This window comes from Paenibacillus sp. FSL H7-0703 (genome assembly GCF_038003485.1).
Classification (GTDB): domain Bacteria; phylum Bacillota; class Bacilli; order Paenibacillales; family Paenibacillaceae; genus Paenibacillus; species Paenibacillus polymyxa_B.
Genome location: NZ_JBBOPF010000001.1, coordinates 1,942,978 through 1,961,538, shown reverse-complemented (window position 1 = coordinate 1,961,538; position 18,561 = coordinate 1,942,978). Strand labels below are relative to the sequence as shown.

The 18,561-nt window shown below is 48.3% G+C and carries 13 protein-coding genes; 12 read left to right on the top strand and 1 reads right to left on the bottom strand.

Annotated features, from left to right (window positions below; translation table 11 throughout):
- Nucleotides 1-347 precede the first annotated feature (347 nt).
- The 8 genes from MHB46_RS08390 to MHB46_RS08355 all read left to right on the top strand — a co-directional run bounded on the left by MHB46_RS08390 (nucleotide 348) and on the right by MHB46_RS08355 (nucleotide 9,967).
- Nucleotides 348-794: a phage holin family protein gene (locus tag MHB46_RS08390; RefSeq protein WP_190298786.1), complete on the top strand. Its 447-nt coding sequence runs from the start codon at nucleotides 348-350 to the stop codon at nucleotides 792-794.
- Between the two features lie 167 nt (nucleotides 795-961).
- Complete coding sequence (locus MHB46_RS08385; RefSeq protein WP_341162063.1) at nucleotides 962-1,927, top strand: glycoside hydrolase family 25 protein; 966 nt, start codon at nucleotides 962-964, stop codon at nucleotides 1,925-1,927.
- A gap of 744 nt (nucleotides 1,928-2,671) precedes the next feature.
- Nucleotides 2,672-4,327, top strand: coding sequence for an ABC transporter substrate-binding protein (locus MHB46_RS08380; RefSeq protein ID WP_322173317.1), 1,656 nt, complete (start codon nucleotides 2,672-2,674; stop codon nucleotides 4,325-4,327).
- A gap of 29 nt (nucleotides 4,328-4,356) precedes the next feature.
- Nucleotides 4,357-5,361, top strand: coding sequence for an ABC transporter permease (locus tag MHB46_RS08375; RefSeq protein ID WP_069291317.1), 1,005 nt, complete (start codon nucleotides 4,357-4,359; stop codon nucleotides 5,359-5,361).
- A gap of 35 nt (nucleotides 5,362-5,396) precedes the next feature.
- The gene (gene nikC / locus MHB46_RS08370; protein WP_341162062.1) at nucleotides 5,397-6,308 is read left to right on the top strand and encodes a nickel transporter permease; all 912 of its coding nucleotides are present in this window, start codon (nucleotides 5,397-5,399) and stop codon (nucleotides 6,306-6,308) included.
- 229 nt (nucleotides 6,309-6,537) lie between these two features.
- Nucleotides 6,538-7,953 (top strand): deoxyguanosinetriphosphate triphosphohydrolase family protein, encoded by a 1,416-nt coding sequence (locus tag MHB46_RS08365; protein ID WP_061830290.1) that lies wholly within the window; start codon nucleotides 6,538-6,540, stop codon nucleotides 7,951-7,953.
- Nucleotides 7,954-8,022: 69 nt separating this feature from the next.
- Nucleotides 8,023-8,967: an MsnO8 family LLM class oxidoreductase gene (locus MHB46_RS08360; protein WP_341163704.1), complete on the top strand. Its 945-nt coding sequence runs from the start codon at nucleotides 8,023-8,025 to the stop codon at nucleotides 8,965-8,967.
- Between the two features lie 13 nt (nucleotides 8,968-8,980).
- Complete coding sequence (locus MHB46_RS08355; RefSeq protein ID WP_341162061.1) at nucleotides 8,981-9,967, top strand: methyltransferase domain-containing protein; 987 nt, start codon at nucleotides 8,981-8,983, stop codon at nucleotides 9,965-9,967.
- Between the two features lie 4 nt (nucleotides 9,968-9,971).
- Here MHB46_RS08355 and MHB46_RS08350 read toward each other — a convergent pair whose 3' ends face one another.
- Nucleotides 9,972-10,928, bottom strand: a complete 957-nt coding sequence (locus tag MHB46_RS08350; RefSeq protein WP_341162060.1) for a D-2-hydroxyacid dehydrogenase — start codon at nucleotides 10,926-10,928, stop codon at nucleotides 9,972-9,974.
- Nucleotides 10,929-11,155: 227 nt separating this feature from the next.
- Here MHB46_RS08350 and thpR point away from each other — a divergent pair, with 227 nt between their 5' ends.
- From thpR to gltB, 4 genes are all read left to right on the top strand, one after another.
- On the top strand, nucleotides 11,156-11,722 hold the full coding sequence (gene thpR, locus MHB46_RS08345) for an RNA 2',3'-cyclic phosphodiesterase (protein ID WP_341162059.1): 567 nt from the start codon (nucleotides 11,156-11,158) through the stop codon (nucleotides 11,720-11,722).
- 111 nt (nucleotides 11,723-11,833) lie between these two features.
- Entirely contained in the window at nucleotides 11,834-12,646 is an 813-nt protein-coding gene (locus MHB46_RS08340; protein WP_341162058.1) for a cell wall hydrolase, read from the top strand.
- Between the two features lie 135 nt (nucleotides 12,647-12,781).
- The gene (locus tag MHB46_RS08335; protein WP_029516186.1) at nucleotides 12,782-13,465 is read left to right on the top strand and encodes a metal-dependent hydrolase; all 684 of its coding nucleotides are present in this window, start codon (nucleotides 12,782-12,784) and stop codon (nucleotides 13,463-13,465) included.
- Between the two features lie 463 nt (nucleotides 13,466-13,928).
- Complete coding sequence (gene gltB, locus MHB46_RS08330; RefSeq protein ID WP_341162057.1) at nucleotides 13,929-18,527, top strand: glutamate synthase large subunit; 4,599 nt, start codon at nucleotides 13,929-13,931, stop codon at nucleotides 18,525-18,527.
- The last annotated feature ends 34 nt before the right edge of the window (nucleotides 18,528-18,561 follow it).

The following is an 18,561-nucleotide window of genomic DNA, read 5'->3' as shown; positions in this document are numbered from 1 at the left end:
AAAGGCTATTTAGGGAGCAGGTAGGTGTTTTGCAGTTGGAATATGGACTCTATTTTTAGGCTGTCCTGACTTATGAGGGGAAGTGGCATCATGAATGAACAAATCTGAAAAGCCTTTGCAACCAAATTTGTACATCTTATCCTTGCTGACCGCCGTACTGTTGAAGACGCCAGAAGCATTGCATGAACTCATAAGGCTTTTATTAAAGAAGTAGCGCCAGTTATACAGGTGGAAGAACGAGCAACATCGCAAAAATTACTCACACGCTCACACAGAGCGTGTTTTTTATGCCCTTGGACAACTAAGGGCATTCATTTTACACCTAGGTTCAAAAAGGGGGAACAAACATGCATGAAAAGATCGATCAGATTTGGCTGGGGTTTTCCACGGGGACCCTGATCGGTTATTTTTTCGGGGGGTGGACGACGATGCTAACGTTGTTGCTATGGATGGTCGTGATCGACTTTTTTACCGGATGGGCTGCGGCCTGGATTAACGGAGAATTGAAAAGCCGAGACGGCTATTACGGTATTTTTCGCAAGGTTACGGTGTTTTTGATGATTACGGTGGCTCATCTGATCGATGGTATTCTGGGGGATGCACATTATTTCCGAGATGCCGTCGTTTTCTTTTATTTGGCGAATGAACTGCTGTCCATCATTGAAAATGTGGGCAGAATGGGGGTGCCGATGCCGGATATTTTGCGGAATGCGGTAGCTATTTTTGAATCCAAGTCAAGCGGGGAAAAGAAAAAGCCAGCAGACCCTTCTGACAGAGGGAATAAAGCTTCATAAAAGTGTCATCCTTAACTCAGTACAAGGATAGCAGTGGCGGAATCCACTTTTACCCTATTTTCGGCACAAAGATGGAAAAGCCCGGACCGTTTCAGTGGTCCAAGCATATGGATAATCAAGACATAGATGGGATACTTGATCACAAATAGATAAGGAGGGGACGCCTTATGCAAAATCGCAGCCCTAACGCTGCCGAAGGCATTGACGTGTCCCGATACCAGGGAACGATAGATTGGAAACGTGTACGTGCCGATGGTATATCGTTTGCCTTTATTAAAGCGAGTCAAGGACAGCGTTACGTCGATCCGACATTTATCACGAATGCAAAAGGGATCAAGACAGCCGGGATTCTCCTGGGAGCTTACCATTTTGTAGATGCAACTAGTGTAAACGCAGCAAAAGCGGAAGCCAGGCATTTCTCCGAGGTGCTGGATCAGGTGGGGGGGGCGAAAGCGCTAGACTTGCCAGCGGTGATGGATTACGAAAATAATCCGGGAGGGCTTAGCTCGGCCGCGATTCATGAGGTTGCGTTGGCATTTGTAACAGAATTTGAACGGGTAAGCGGCCGTAAGCCGATGGTATATACAGGGAATGCTTTTGCTGCCCATTTCAAAGCGCCATTGGGTAGTTATAAGCTGTGGATTGCACGTTATAGTACACGGGTGCCCGGCGACACCACAGCATGGAAGCGCTGGGACTTTTGGCAATACAGCGATAGTGGACGGGTTGATGGAATTCAAGGGCCGGTTGACCTGAATGTATACGCCGGAACAGAGGCCGAGCTACGCAAAGCATTTGCAGGAGAAAAGGGGGATGAGCCAATGACAGCAGAGGAAAAAGCGGCATTTAAGGCCCTGCAGCAGCAGGTCGCCGCCCTTGAAAACAGCAAAGATGTGCTCAAACAAACATTGAATGAACAAAGCGCTTATATTAAAAAAGTGGACCAGCGGGTAGCTGAACTGGAGGCGCGTCAGGCTATGCCTGTACCGGCCTGGGCGAAGGAAGCGATGGCTGCCGCTGTTGCAGTTAATCCGGCAAGCCCGATTGTGGATGCGAAACTGCCAAGCAGTTACGATTTTTATCGCTTACTGGTCGTACTGAACCGTCTGGATGTGTTTAAAAAAAATAAATGACCTTTTGCAAATCATATGCCCGGAAAGGATTATTTTCATGTGAACCAAGCCATACACCTGAAACGTAAATTGACAGGCGGTTCAAAGGCAACCGCCTGCACTTATTGTAAAGTAATGTTCTTCATGATTTCTACATAAGCTGAACTCGAACGCTTTAAAAGTGTGAATCATTGGGTGAAAATGCAGCATGTCTACCAGCCCGATCGAGCTGTAAAGGCCCCTGTCTGTTTGTTTATTTCAGAACATACCTGGGAATTAGGATATAAAGGATGGGAATTGTATTGTAAGGGGGAAATGTTCACGCATAAAGTGCCTGGCGACCATTTCTCTATCGTAAAAGGAGCCCAAGCCGTGTCTGTAGGTTTGTAATATTAATTGACATGATGTATAAAAACATATGGTAATGTATGAAAAACCCCCTTGTCTGCTTCCAGATTTTATAGTAAAGTATCCAATAATCAACTTTGTTTGAGCATAATATTCACTGTTTGTGAGTATATATCACACTTTCACCACGACCTGACATACTCCTCTTTCTATTTATTACATCACATCTATTCATTACCCTATATCATCTCTTACACCACTAGATTATGAACACTTCTGTCCTACTACACCTATTTGATGAACTCGGAATTTGGGACCACAGCTTGAGGACAAGCTTGTCATGTCAATCTAAAGGAATTGGCATTCATCCGGTATCAACGAATTAACAATATATAAGGTGTGAAAGGGGTTTGCTGCATGAGCAAAAAGTATGCGAAACACAAAATCTGGACCGTTCTGCTGGTGCTTGCGCTAGGAGCTGTTTTGGCGCTTTCCGGTTGTGGGGGATCAGGTGAAGGAGCAAAGCCAGAGGCAGGGAAAACACCAAGCGGAGCAGGAGAGGGCGTGCAGGACACGCTCATTTATGGACGCGGCGGAGATTCCGTGGCGCTAGATCCTGCCATTGTGACTGAAAGCGAGTCGCTAAAAATCGGATTGCAAGTGTTCGACACACTGCTGGAATATAAGGAAAATACAACGGAGATCCAACCGGGGCTTGCAGAGAGCTGGGAAGTATCACCGGATGGACTGGTCTATACGTTCAAGCTGCGTCAGGGTGTGAAATTCCATGACGGAAGTGACTTTAACGCAGAAGCGGTTGTGTTTAACTTTGACCGCTGGGCTGATCCGAAAAGTCCATACAAATTTGAAGGTGACTCGTTTGACTATTATGATTCTATGTTCGGTCCTGAAGGAAGTAGGGTGATTAAGGAGGTTAAAGCGGTAGATGCGAACAGTGTCCAATTTACACTAAACAAGCCGCAGGCGCCGTTTTTACAAAATATCGCTATGCCATCCTTTAGTATTTCAAGTCCCAAGGCTATTCAGGAGAAAAAGGCTGCTTTTAAGAGTAATCCGGTCGGCACGGGGCCTTTTGTATTTAAGGAATGGAAACGGAACGATACCATCACGCTGGAGAAAAATCCAAACTATTGGAAAGAGGGGCAGCCGAAGCTGGCTAAGATCATTGTTCGTTCCATACCCGACAATACCGCACGATTTAATGCTCTGCAAAACGGGGAAATTGATCTGATGGAGGATTTGAACCCGGATGATGCAAAGCAGTTAGACGGCAATAGCGAATTGGTGAAAATTGAACGTCCCTCCTTTAATGTGGCGTACATTGGCTTTAATTTAAAGAAAAAAACATTCAATAATCCCAAGGTGCGGCAGGCACTGAATCACGCAGTGAACAAGCAGGCTATTATTGATGCATTGTTTGCAGGGCAGGCTAAGCCTGCGGTCAATCCGATGCCACCTACGTTATGGGGGTACAACGATAGTATTCAGGACTACGCCTATGATCTGGATAAGGCTAAATCTTTGTTGGCGGAAGCGGGCTTTCCTAACGGGCTTCCCGAGCCTTTAACCTTCTATGCAATGCCGGTATCTCGTCCTTATATGCCTGATGGCAAAAAGGTGGCAGAGGCTATTCAAGCTGACTTTGAAAAAATAGGCGTCAAAGTAAACATTCAATCCCCGGAATGGGCTACGTATCTGGATGATGTTAAGGCGGGGAAAAAGGATGATCTGTACATGCTGGGTTGGAACGGGGACAATGGCGACCCGGATAATTTCCTTTACACATTGCTGGACAAGGATACGATCCCAGGCAATAACCGTAGTTTTTATGTGAATGAGGAACTCCACAAAATATTGGTGAAGGCGCAGGTTGAGGTCGATCAGGACAAGCGTGCGGAACTGTATAAACAAGCACAAGTGATTATTAAACAGGATGCCCCGTGGATTCCATTGGTTCATAGCACCCCGCTGATGGCAGGTAAAGCGAACCTCAAGGGTTTTGTACCTTCTCCGGCAGGTATGGAAGCGTACGGAAATATTTATTTTGAATAGCCCAAACGCAAGTAGGCGGTGAATCTGATATGAACTCATATATTGTGAAAAGACTGGCTATATTGATTCCTGTATTACTGGGCATGACGCTCATCGTTTTTTCCATTATTCATGCCATTCCGGGAGATCCCGCGGAAACCATACTGGGAGATAAGGCTACGGAACAGTCCAAGCAGGCGCTACGTGAGCAATTGGGGCTGAATAAGCCGTGGTTACAGCAATATGGGACCTATTTAGGTGAGTTGGCACAAGGGGACTTGGGCGATTCCATTCGCACCAAGCAGCCGATTGCCCGGGAAATGGTCCCTTATCTGGCGGCTACGCTGGAGTTGACAGTAGCAAGCATGTTTTTTGCCGTTGTAGTCGGAATGAATGCCGGCATCGTGAGTGCCTGGAAGCGAAATTCCTGGTTTGACTATGTCAGCATGGTCATTGCACTGGTCGGAGTATCGATGCCGATTTTTTGGCTGGGCTTGATGGAGCAGTGGATCTTTGCAAATAAACTGCATTGGCTTCCTTCTATCGGACGCATGAATTCCCGTGATCCGGTGGAAGCTGTGACACATTTAGCCGTGATTGATGCGTTCATAGGTGGGCGTATGGATCAGGTGTGGACCGTCATCAAGCATTTGATCCTGCCCAGTATCGCACTTGGAACGATTCCAATGGCGGTCATTGCGCGCATTACTCGTTCCAGCATGCTGGAGGTTATGGATGCGGACTATATCCGTACGGCTCGGGCGAAGGGGCTGGCATCTTTTCAAGTTGTGTACAAACATGCGCTTAAAAATGCTGCGATCCCTGTACTTACTGTCATCGGTCTTCAGACTGGATCACTACTGGGAGGCGCGGTACTGACAGAAACCATTTTTGCCTGGCCTGGCATCGGACGGTACATTTTTGAAGCGATCAGCTCGCGTGACTATCCGGTTATTCAAAGCGGAATTCTGATCATAGCGTTCCTGTTCGTCATCATTAATCTGATTGTCGATTTGCTGTACGCGGTGCTCGACCGGCGTATCCGTTATCAGTAATCAAGTCGTCAATTGTTCAAGGGGGAGCTTGTCCGATGTCACAATTTTCAATGGAACCCAACAACATACCGACGACACGCAGCACATTGGTGCATTTGCCTGTCGTGACTGGCCCTTGGAGAGACGCATGGAGGGCTTTCCGTCACAATAAAATGGCGTTCGTCGGCCTGAGCATTATTATCTTCTTTGTCATCATTGCTTTGATCGCGTCGTGGATTGCTCCTTTTGACTATAAAGAGCAAAACTTGGTAAGCCGTTTGCAGCCTCCTTCTGCGGAGCATTGGTTCGGTACGGATGATCTCGGTCGAGATTTACTGACTCGCACGCTGTATGGAGCCAGAATCTCGTTGTGGGTCGGTTTCTTGTCTGTTATTGGTTCAATGATTGTAGGAACAGCCTTAGGTTTAATCGCAGGATTTTACGGAAAATGGGCAGATATGGCCATTTCGCGACTATTCGACATTTTACTGGCATTTCCGGGGATTTTGCTGGCCATTGCTATTGTGGCCATTTTAGGGCCTTCATTGGAAAATGCGTTGTACGCCATTGCCATTGTCAATGTGCCAACGTATGGGCGGTTAGTTCGCTCTAAGGTGCTGAGTGTCAAAACGGAGGAGTATATCACTTCTGCCAGAGCGCTTGGAGCCAATAATACACGAATCATCCTCCGTTATATTTTGCCTAACAGCCTGACACCGATCATCGTACAGGGAACGTTGGGGATCGGAACGGCCATCATTGAAGCGGCAGCGCTTGGATTTCTGGGCTTGGGTGCACAACCTCCTGAGCCAGAGTGGGGTAAAATGTTGTCCGATTCGCGGCAATATATCCAGAACGCGCCGTGGACAGTTATTTTTCCGGGGGTATCTATCATGCTGACCGTATTGGGCTTTAACCTAATGGGGGACGGCCTGCGGGATGTGCTTGACCCGAGGGCGAAGCGTTAGAGCAAAAGTGGTGAGGTATATAAAGTTGAGTAAAAGGTGTTCTCTGGCCTGAAGCAAATGGCTGGGGACCACCTTTTTTATATGACATTTTTTGTATTGGAATAGAAAGCACCATCCGACCGCGTAGTGGCGCTAAAAGTAACTTTTACAGCTGAAAGTCATGTGAGCTTTCCTGAGGCGCGAAAAAAATGTATAATCACTCCAATTGAGTACGTAGGGAGTGGGCTTTATGACATGGCAGGACAAGAGAGAGCATCGGCAATTTGCGGAACAGACACGAAGCGACGCTTCACGGGCCGCATATGAACGGGACTACTCCCGTTTGATCCATTCACCGACTTTCCGGCGGTTGCAGGGTAAATCACAGGTGTTTGGCGCAGGCACGGGCGATTATTACCGCACACGACTGACGCATTCTTTGGAGGTAGCGCAAATTGCGCGTGAAGCATCACGAAGCTTGCTGCGCCGCCATCCCGAAGTAGAGCTGGAACAGGCAGATAACGCAGGACTGATCATTGACCCTGAGGTGGTAGAATGTGCTTCCATTGCACATGACTTTGGGCATCCACCGTTCGGACACAAGGGAGAAGAGGTGCTGGACGGGATTTTGGATCAACTGATTGAAACAAAGGTAGAAAAGATATCCTCCGCCGGAGGCTTCACACCGGAGTCCAAGCGTGGACAGGAGGCCTATGCGCGTGAGCGACAAATTTATGAGCATTTTGAAGGGAACGCGCACAATTTCCGACTGATTATGTTTTTGGAGAAGCGTGAGAACGTGGATGGTTTGAATTTGTCGGACGCTGTGTTACTGGGGATCAACAAATACCCATACCCGGGGATTCTGAACAAAAAAGGGTTGTACCTGCATGAGTGGGAATACATACGTTCTATCCGCGAGGATTGGGGTATCCCTGATGGTAAAAAGACGCTAGAAGCCCAGCTTATGGACCTGTGCGACGATATCGCTTATTCTGCGCATGATCTGGAGGATGGGATTAAAGCTGGGAAAATCGAGGTGCACGAGCATTTCTTGTATGATCCGTATTTAATTCGTCTGATTACGGAGAAAATCACCACGTTGGAGGATAGCTTCTGGCAAGGCTGGCAACTGGCTCAGATTGAGCAGAAGGTAGCGGCTGTGCTGAGCGAATTTTTGAAGGTGTGGAATGGCAAGATGCCGATGTGTGAACACGATTATTCCCGTACCCGCCGTGAAGTGAAGGCATACTGGGTCAGCCTGTTTGTCAGCAGCTTGGGTGTAATTGATGATGGAAATTGGAAAAAGGTGACCTTCGTACGGGATGGAAGCGAAGATTTGGATATGCTGCGCACTGTAAGTGTGTTGAAAAGCTTTGCTTGGGTTACGATGATCCGCGATCTGCGCGTACAGCGACTGCAAAAACGGAGTGAGTGGATGCTCAGACGGCTGTGGCTGGCTTTTCTGGACCCAGAAACGTCCAAATCTATTATTCCAAGCGACTGGCTCCAGCGCTATGAGCGCGACCAAGCCAAGGCGAAACCGATCTGGACATGGGAGCATATGGTCATAGACTATATTGCAGGCATGACCGATGCTTTTGCTGAAAAAATCTATAATGAGTTATACGGCCTGAAGGTGGGTTCCATTTATGATCTGGACTGACCTTTAATTTACCCCTATATAGTAGAAGGAACTGGTTTGTAATGGATAGCAGGAGGGAGGAATGTGCCTATGCAATCTCGGCCTTTATCTATAAAAAGGTTGAATCTCGGTGTGCTCGATATGGTACCGTTGCTGCCCGGTAACCGCCCGGAGCAGGCGGTTCGACGAGCTGGTGAACTAGCGAGACAGGCAGAAGCATGGGGATATACACGCTACTGGACCTCGGAGCACCATGATATGGAGGGGCTGGCTTCCTCCAGCCCGGAAGTGCTACTGTCTCATATCGGGGCGGTGACGAAGACAATCAAACTGGGTGCGGGTGCTATTTTGCTTCCGCATTATAGTCCAGTCAAGGTCGCGGAATGGTTTCATCTGCTGGCCGCTCTATATCCTGGCAGAGTGGAATTGGGCCTGGGGAGAGCACCTGGTGGGGGACCTCATGCTTCGATGGCACTGAGCGGTAATTTTCTTCAACATGTGGCGGAGCTGCCACAGACGATGGAAGCTCTATTGGCTTTGCTGGAAGGTACTTACGAATATGAACAGGTGCCTGTGTTTGCCCGGCCGATGCCTGAACAGCCGCCAGCAGTGTGGATGCTAGGTACAAACCGAAAAAGTGCCGAATATGCCGCCCAGTATTCAACAGGCTATGTATTCGGTCAGTTTATGAGTGAACAGCAAACGGAAGAAATGCTAAGCATTTACCGCTCCAGCTTTCAGCCATCCAACCGGATGGACAAGCCACGTACCATGGTGGCTGTAGGAGCAGTATGTGCCTTGACGAATGAACTGGCGCAGCAATGGGCTGCTCAGATTTCATTGGGCGACCCGGCAATGCGAGCCAGCTGGCTAGTGGGAACGCCGTCGGATATTGCCGAACGGTTACGCGGCTTGCAGATTAAATATGATAATGATGAGTTTCTGTTGGTCACACCGATTCCCGATTATGAGCAGCGGCTTCACTCCTACCGTCTAATAGCGGAGGCTGTAAATTCTAGCCTTGATTCCAAATGAAAAGAGATATGACATGAATAAACAGAAAACGAATATCGAAGAAATGAAACCAAGCTACATATATACCTATGCGTGTCATGAAACAGAGCGTGAGTTGTGTCTTATGGAATTGAAATGCTTGTTCGGTCAGCCGCCCGTACAGGATTCCATCCTGTTGTCCCATCGGCGGCTGGAGCCGGGTACCAGCCCGTTTATTCATCTTCGGCTGGATGTAATGACAGATGCGGGAACACTGGAAGAGCTATGCGAAGCAGCCTCTATGTTACAACTTGAGGAAGGAAAGACTTTCAAGGTGTTGTGCCTTAAAGAAGGTGACCATGAGGCCGACTACGACGAGCGGCGCGGGATCGAACGGCGAATTGGTGCACGCATTCATGGCCAGGCGCAAATGAAGACACCGGATATCACCCTTGGTGTTATTCGGATAGGAGAACGGTGGCTACTGGGCACGTGTCAGTATAGCGACAGATCGTGGCAGGAGCGTCGTCAGAAGCCGCAAAATTATTCTACTGGACTACCCGTTCTGGTAGCTAGGGCACTTGTGAATTTGGCAGCAACTGATCTAACAGCCGCAAAGGGAGAGTCAGGCTCATTGAAACTGCTAGACCCGTGTTGTGGTATGGGCAATGTAATGATTGAGGCATTGAACATGGGGAAGGATATTCGCGGTTGTGACATCAACCCGTTGGCGGTGCGTGGGGCACGAGTGAATTTGCGTCATTTTGGATATGAAGAAGATCTAGTGAAGCTCGGGGATATGAATATGCTCGAAGGCACATACGATGCGGCCATATTGGATATGCCCTATAACCTGTGCTCCGTGCTCCCGGCTGATGAACAAAAGAAGATGCTGCGCAGTCTGAGACGCTTGGCCGCGCGGGCAGTGGTCGTGAGCACGGAGCCGATGGAAACATTGTTATCCGAGTCAGGCTGGACCCTTACGGAGCAATGCCGCATACATAAGACAGGTATGAGTCGGGAAATCTGGATCTGTAAGTAGTGTATTAATACTGAGTTTTGTAGTTAACCAAATTCAGCGGTAACTCCTGATCAGCGGCATAGGCATTCAAATTAGTAAGAAAAATATCCACCGCCCGTTCGGCATATCGGTCCGTATCGCCTGCAATATGCGGTGTGATCAAGACATGGTCCAGACTCCATAGCGGATGTGAAGCAGGTAGCGGTTCTTCCTCGAATACATCCAGTCCGGCAAAGGCAATATGCTTTTGTTCCAAAGAGCGTACAAGCGCATCCGTATGAACAGTGCCACCGCGACCTACATTAATGAAGAAGGCACCCTTACGCATAGCTGCAAATGCTTTTTCGTCAAAGAAGTGATGGGTTTCCTCGGTGAATGGCAATATATTTACCACGATATCCGCTGCTCCCAATGCTTCGTGTAGTTGTTCGTTAGTATACATGTGCTCTACATGGGGAGCTTCCTTGCCAGAACGGCGGACTCCGATCACCCGCATGCCAAAGGCTTCTGCAAGCCGCGCTGTTTCACGGCCAATTTCGCCAACGCCTGTAATCAACAGCGTTTTGCCACGTAATTCCGTCAGTTGGCCTTTCGGTGGCTGCCATGTTTTCTGACGTTGCAAGAGAGCTGCTTGCTGTAAATAACGTGTATGCGATAGCAGCATTCCAAAGACCTGCTCTGTAATTGGAATTGCATGCACACCACTTGTATTCGTTAGTAAAATGTTACGCTTCTCCAATTCGGTAAGCGGGAGCTTATCAATCCCAGCCGACCAGGTTTGTATCCACTTCAGTTTGCTGTCTGGGTGTAACGCCTCTTCGGCAATATGCTTTGACCAGCCTAGAATAACCTCGGCCTCCCGAATTTGTTTAGACTCCAATTCCTGAGCTTTGCCAATAATCAACTCGTAGCCCGGAGCCGTTGCACGAACTTGTTTTTTTTGCTCTTCCGTAAGTTGATGTAAGCTTAAAATGTTTCCCATAGTTCATAGCCTCCTCGATTTTCGATTCCTTGGAGTTTCCAATATATTCTGGCGAACCATCCTTTCAAGGATAACAGATTGCCGAAAAAATTGCATAAGGAGGGTAAAAACGAGCTCGCAGTGTCACTATATATAACAACAAATGGCTTTACCCTGATCAGGGACAATCCAAACAGCTACTTTTTGAGATATCCACAAATATCTATTAGGAAAGGAGGTATAGGTTGATGAAAAATGAATCGCAAAGACTTTTTACAGCTATTGCTCTCCCGAATGAGCATAAGAAGAAGCTACATTATTGGGTGGAGCAGGATTTAAAAGACCTGACTTTCCGCAAATGGAGTGATTTCAGAGATTACCACGTGACACTTCAGTTTTTGGGTGCTGTGGAGACCTCGGTTATACCGAAACTTGAGCAGGTTTTAGTTCAAGCTGCAGCTGAGCATGACCCGTTCACACTCGGCATTGGAGAAGCAGGTTTTTTTGGCCGTGAAGAATTTCCGCGTGTACTGTGGAGGGGAGTGACCGGGCAGCGTGATTCACTGGATCAACTGTACCAGTCCATAGTCCAGGCTACCGAACCGCTGGGTTTTAAACCCGAGGAACGACCTTATCGACCTCATATCACCCTAGCACGTTCGTACACAGGAGAACAGCCTATTCCACCGTCTATTTGGCAGCCAAATGACCGATGCAGCGAGCCATGGGAAGTGGGAGAATTTGTTTTATATGCAACCCGAATGGGTCAAAAACCAATGTACCAAATAATTCAAACATTCCCATTAATGAGGTGAAAGCCTTGATCTATCAGCGAATTTAGTGATATAGTGTTTCAGCGTTATTCAAAAAGCGCATTTTAGGTTACATATCTGAGGAATGTGCTTATAGTTAACGGGAGGAACATTATGGAAATCGTTAAAGAACATCGTTGGTTTGCACCTCTATTGAGTGTGCTGCTTGTTTGTATATTGGGGATAGGCCTCTACGCTGAGGTTCAGCAAACACAGAAAAATCATAAAAATACACCTATGCAATCTCTGAGCTGGTCAGGGAACTCTTCGTCTCCTACATATGGCGACAGGATGGGGACCCATAACGGGTCAAACAGGACAAGCCCCATCTTTGTCGCTACTCATGGGCAGTCAAGCTGGAAAGAAATCATGCCGACTCCGTTACCCGCTTCCCAGATGAAGCAGGCGGAACAAGCTCGGAATAACGTTGCTACAGGCAAGAAAAAGCCTGAGGTCCAGCATAGCAAGTCCGCAATCCTAACCCCTCCTACAACCATCTACTTTACGAAGACAAAAATGCTCACGCAGGATGACAAGGCGTTGTCTACCTGGAGCTATCCTGTCTCCGCTAAAGAACTGCTCCTGCTGCAAAAAATAGTGATGGCAGAAGCAGAAGGCGAACCGTACGAAGGCAAAGTGGCAGTTGCCAACGTTGTCTTAAACCGGCTGCGGTCAGCCCCATTTCCCGATACGATTCAGGCAGTGATTTATCAAAAAGCGCAATTTAGTCCGGTCGCGAACGGGCGTCTTCGTCGTGTTCAGCCCAACCAGGACAGCATCCGTGCGGTTACTGCTGCTTTGAACGGCCATAAAGCCGTGCCTGATAACACCTGTTTTTTCCTGTCGCTTACGTTGGCCCAGGACCTTACGGTTCATCATTCGCGTACGAAGGTGAAAACTATCGGTCATCATACTTTCTACAAATAACAGCCCTTTCTAAACAATAGGGTTCAGCTTTGTGAACGAATTTTAGGGTACAGGTGAAGCCAGTATGCAAAAGAGGTATAATAGGTAAAGGAAAGTAACCAAAATAATGAAAGTGACAAAGGAGGCGTAGATGATATGAAAATCACATATTATGGACATTCAGTTGTACTGGTAGAGGCAGAGGGGAAACGGATTATTATTGATCCTTTTTTGACGGGAAATCCTAAAGCAACCGTACAGGCGGAGGATATTCAGGTGGATGCCGTGTTGTTGACACACGGTCATGCCGATCATTTTGGAGATGCTGTTGAAATTGCCAAGCGCAATGATTGTCCAGTAATCGCGGTCGCGGAACTGGCCGAATATTGTTCATCCTTGGGGGCCAAAGCTCATGGTATGAATCTGGGTGGAGGTCACCACTTTGACGGTTTCCATGTGAAATTCACGCTTGCATTCCACAGCTCATCTTTGACGGTGGACGGGCAAACCATTTACATGGGAGAGCCGGCAGGGATCTTATTGACCATGGGAGGCCAAACCTTTTTCCATGCAGGGGATACTGGCCTGTTTGGCGATATGCGTCTCATTGGCGAAACTAACTCCATCGATGCTGCGGTATTGCCTATCGGAGATGGTTATACGATGGGACCGGAGGATGCACTGCTGGCAGCAAAGTGGCTGCGTGCAAGCCGCGTAATACCGGTGCATTACAATACGTTCCCGGGTATTGAGCAGGACGGAGACGGCTTCTGTGATCGTCTGCACAAAGAAGGTATTGAAGGGAAAGCATTGAAGCCCGGCGAAAGTCTCGAATTTTAATACGGATATCTAATTTACGGGAATATACTTGATGGTCTATAAACTCATCAAATCTCCTTTGTCAGCCTTTTCTGTTCCTTAGAGGAATAGGAAAGGCTGTTTTTTAAAAGTGAATATTTATACATAAAAATGAGATATTTTTGCATTGATACGTTGAAGCTGTAATGTAAAAGATTTATTATCACAATCATAAAAACTTTGAATTGCTAACATGATAGGTCAATGATAAAATGATAGAACTAATTAGATTCATCAGTGGAATCGACGTATTTTTCAAGTCAAGCCATTGCATAATTATTGAAAAACATACGCATTCGGCGGACCGTACCGCCTTGAATACGTCACATGTTTTGTCCCCCATTCCTCGTAGTTGTTCTTTGAGTTACCTCTTGTCGCCACTGTCTTCTATTCGGCCGCCTGTATTTCAGGCCAGCATGACTTTATAACAGAAAGGTTGCGTTCCATGAGACAGACAGGTTTACCACCCAAACAGGGACTATATGATCCCCAATTCGAAAAAGACGCCTGCGGCATGGGCTTTGTTGCCCACATCAAGGGAAAACCATCGCACGATATTGTAAGTCAGGCTTTGACCATGCTCGTGAATATGGAGCATCGGGGCGGTCAGGGAAGTGAACCAAACTCCGGTGACGGAGCAGGGATTATGATTCAGGTCCCTCATCTGTTTTTTCAAGAGGAAGCGGAGCGATTGGGCTTTAAATTGCCAAAGGCCGGACATTATGGCGTGGGTATGCTTTTTGTATCCAATGATCCAAAAGTTCGTGAAGTGCATGAGCAGAAGCTAAGAGATATCATCGTGGACGAAGGTCAAAATTGTTTGGGTTTTCGCGATGTTCCAACTTATGACGAAATGCTGGGTAAATCGGCAAAAGCAGCTAAACCAGGCGTGCGTCAGGTATTCATCGGTCGCAGTAGCGATTTGAAGGAAGAGCTGGACTTCGAACGGAAACTGTATGTCATTCGCAAACGTGCAGAGCTTGCTATTCGCTATAACCAAGAGGATGAGAACGGTGAGTCGTTCTATATTCCAAGTTTGTCATGTCGCAAGGTTGTATACAAAGGAATGCTCACAACCGAGCAGGTAGGCAAATTTTATCTGGATTTGCAGGATGAGCGGGTGACATCGGCGATCGCGCTGGTCCATTCCCGTTTTAGCACGAATACGTTCCCGAGCTGGGACCGTGCGCATCCTTATCGTTTTATGATTCACAACGGCGAAATTAATACTATGCGCGGCAACGTGAACTGGATGCATGCTCGCCAGGCGCAGTTTGAAAGCGAAGCGTTTGGCGGAGATATCAAGAAGGTAAAACCAGTCATTAACCCAGATGGCTCAGATACAGCCATGTTTGATAATACGCTGGAGTTTCTGTATCTGAGCGGACGATCCCTTCCTCATGTAGCCATGATGATGGTGCCGGAGCCTTGGAATAAGCATGAAACCATGGACCCGAAGAAGCGGGCATTTTATGAATATCACAGCACCATGATGGAGCCGTGGGACGGACCTGCTGCGATGGCGTTTACAGATGGTATCCAAATCGGGGCGATTCTCGACCGTAACGGTCTGCGTCCTGCACGTTACTATGTGACCAAGGACGATCTGATCGCACTGTCTTCAGAGGCGGGCGTATTGGATATTGCTCCTGAAAATGTGCTCTATAAGGATCGTCTCCGTCCGGGTCGTATGCTGCTGGTTGATACTCAAGAAGGCCGTATCGTTTCTGACGAAGAGTTAAAGGAACGTATTGCTTCCGAGGAACCTTATCAGCAATGGCTGGATGAGCACTTGGTTGATCTGGATGAGCTGCCGGAAGCACTGGAACAGCCGGAGCCTAAACATGAAAATGTAAATCAGCTTCAGCTCGCTTTTGGATATACGTTTGAAGAACTGCGCAAAATTCTAGAGCCGATGGCACTTACAGGTGCAGAACCGATTGGCTCAATGGGGTACGATGCACCATTGGCGGTGCTGTCTGACCGTCCGCAACGTTTGTACAATTACTTTAAACAAATGTTTGCCCAAGTCACGAACCCACCGATTGACGCCATTCGTGAGGAGATTGTAACGTCAACCGCAACTACGATTGGGCCAGAGCGCAATTTACTGCATCCAGAACCGGAAAGCTGTCGTCAGATTCGTTTGGATTCGCCGGTGCTGTCGAATGAGGAGTTTGCTAAAATTCGCCACGTACACCGTCCTGGCTTCAAATCGATGACAATTCCGATCTTCTTTGAAGCGAAGGAAGGCGCTGAGGGCTTACGCAAGGCGCTGGAAGGATTGTTTGAGGCGGCTGACCGTGTCATTGACAAAGGTCATAACATCCTGATTTTGTCCGACCGTGGAGTGGATGCGGAAAATGCGGCCATTCCGGCGTTGCTAGCTGTTTCCAGCCTGCATCACCATCTGATTAAGCAGGGTACACGCACACGTGTGAGCATTTTGCTGGAGTCCGGGGAGCCAAGGGATATTCACCATTATGCGGTGCTGCTTGGCTACGGTGTGAGCGCGGTTAATCCGTATCTGGCTTTTGAAACGCTGGATGTCATGATTCAGCAGGGCTTGTTGCGCGGCATCTCGCACGAAAAGGCAGTTAAAAATTATATTAAAGCGGCAACGAAGGGTGTCGTTAAAATATTGTCCAAAATGGGTATTTCCACGATTCAGTCGTACCGTGGAGCACAAATTTTTGAGGCTGTAGGTCTGAAGCAGGATTTTGTTGACCGTTATTTCACCTGGACACCTTCCCGCATTGGCGGTATTGGTCTGGAGGAAGTGACTACGGAAGCGCTGGTTCATCATAACCGTGCTTTCACTGACAAGGACGGCAACGACAAAGTGCTGGATTCGGGCGGCGACTATCAATGGCGTAACGATGGGGAAGAGCATTTGTTTAACCCGCAAACGGTGCATTTGCTCCAGCAGTCGGTACGCTCGGGAGACTACGAGCTTTACAAGAAGTACGCCAAGCTGGTACAGGGTGAATCTGAACAGTATTTGACGATTCGCTCCATGCTTCAATTGAAGCCTGCTGGTGAGCCTGTGCCGCTGGATGAAGTGGAATCCGCTGCATCCATTATGCGTCGCTTCAAGACAGGAGCCATGTCCTTTGGTTCGATCAGTCAGGAAGCGCATGAAGATATGGCGATTGCGATGAATCGGATCGGGGGCAAGAGCAATACGGGTGAAGGTGGGGAGAACCCAGCACGTTTCATACCGGATGCCAATGGCGATTCTCGCCGCAGTTCGATTAAGCAGGTAGCGTCGGGCCGATTCGGTGTAACATCGAATTACTTGGTGAATGCCGACGAAATTCAGATCAAAATGGCGCAAGGCGCTAAGCCGGGCGAAGGTGGACAACTGCCAGGACGGAAGGTATACCCTTGGGTCGCTGAGGTACGTGGTTCTACGCCAGGAGTAGGTTTGATTTCACCACCGCCGCATCACGATATTTATTCTATCGAGGATTTGGCAGAGCTCATCTATGATCTCAAAAACGCCAATCCGCGTGCTGACATTAACGTGAAACTGGTGTCAGAAGTAGGCGTAGGCACGATTGCTACAGGGGTAGCAAAAGGCCGTGCTGACATTATTCTGGTCAGCGGTTACGACGGTGGTACAGGCGCTTCCCCGCAAGGCTCCATCCGCCATGCGGGTATGCCCTGGGAGCTGGGCCTGGCGGAGACGCATCAGACGCTGATGCTAAACAACCTGCGCGACCGCGTAGTATTGGAGACAGACGGCAAGATGCTGTCTGGCCGCGATTTGGTAGTAGCTGCCCTGTTGGGCGCGGAAGAATACGGCTTCTCTACAGCGCCGCTCGTAGCGTTGGGCTGTATTATGATGCGGGTATGCCAAATGGATACATGTCCGGTTGGTGTGGCTACGCAGAATCCGGAGCTACGCAAAAATTATATGGGCGATCCTGCCCATGTGGTGAATTTTATGCGTTTCATCGCAGAAGATGTCCGTGAAATTATGGCGGAATTGGGCTTCCGTACGATTCAGGAAATGATTGGACGTACGGATTGTCTGGATACCGTGAACGCCGATTCGCACTGGAAGAAGAAGGGCGTAGACCTGAGCTTGCTGTTGCATGTTCCTGAGTTGGAAGAAGGTAGTGTACGTTACCGCGTACAACGCCAAAATCACGGTCTGGAAGAAACACTCGACATGCAACAGCTCGTACCGATGGCTGCGGAAGCGCTGGAGAACGGAACGCCTGTTGAGGGTACCTTACCTATTACAAACGTGAATCGGGCGGTAGGAACGATTCTGGGCAGCGAGGTCACCCGTAAGTATGGAGCGGCGGGTCTGCCTGAGGATACGATTCGCTTTAACTTTATTGGATCGGCAGGTCAGAGCTTCGGGGCATTTATTCCGAAAGGCATCACGCTGAGCGTGGAAGGCGATAGCAATGACTATGTCGGTAAAGGGCTATCTGGCGGTAAGGTTATTGTGAAAAAGTCTCACAAAGCGACCTTTAAGGCAGAAGAAAACATTATTATCGGAAATACAGCCTTGTATGGAGCGACCAGCGGTGAAGCTTACATTAGCGGAATCGCAGGCGAGCGCTTTGCCGTTCGGAACTCCGGCGCACGTATTGTAGTTGAGGGCGTTGGTGATCATGGTTGCGAATATATGACGGGCGGACGTGTAGCTGTATTGGGTGGAACCGGACGGAATTTTGGAGCCGGAATGTCCGGTGGTATTGCCTATGTCTATGACCCTGAGGGGACGTTCCTGAGCCGTTGTAATCTGGAAATGGTGTTGCTGGAAGGTGTGGAAGATCCTGCAGAAGCAGCGGATTTGCGCGGCTTGATTCAACGCCATGTCACTTACACGGGTAGTGAAGCGGGACAACGTATTTTGGATGATTGGCAGACTGCGATTCAGCAGTTTGTACGAGTGATTCCAAAGGATTACAAGCGTATGGTTGAACAGATCCAAAAAGAAGAGGCAACTGGTTTGAGCGGAGATGAAGCTCTGTTGGCAGCATTTGAAGCCAATATGCGTGAATTGGCGCGTGCCGGGGGTTAAAATGTAGACTACCAAATTTACTAAAAAAGGACTC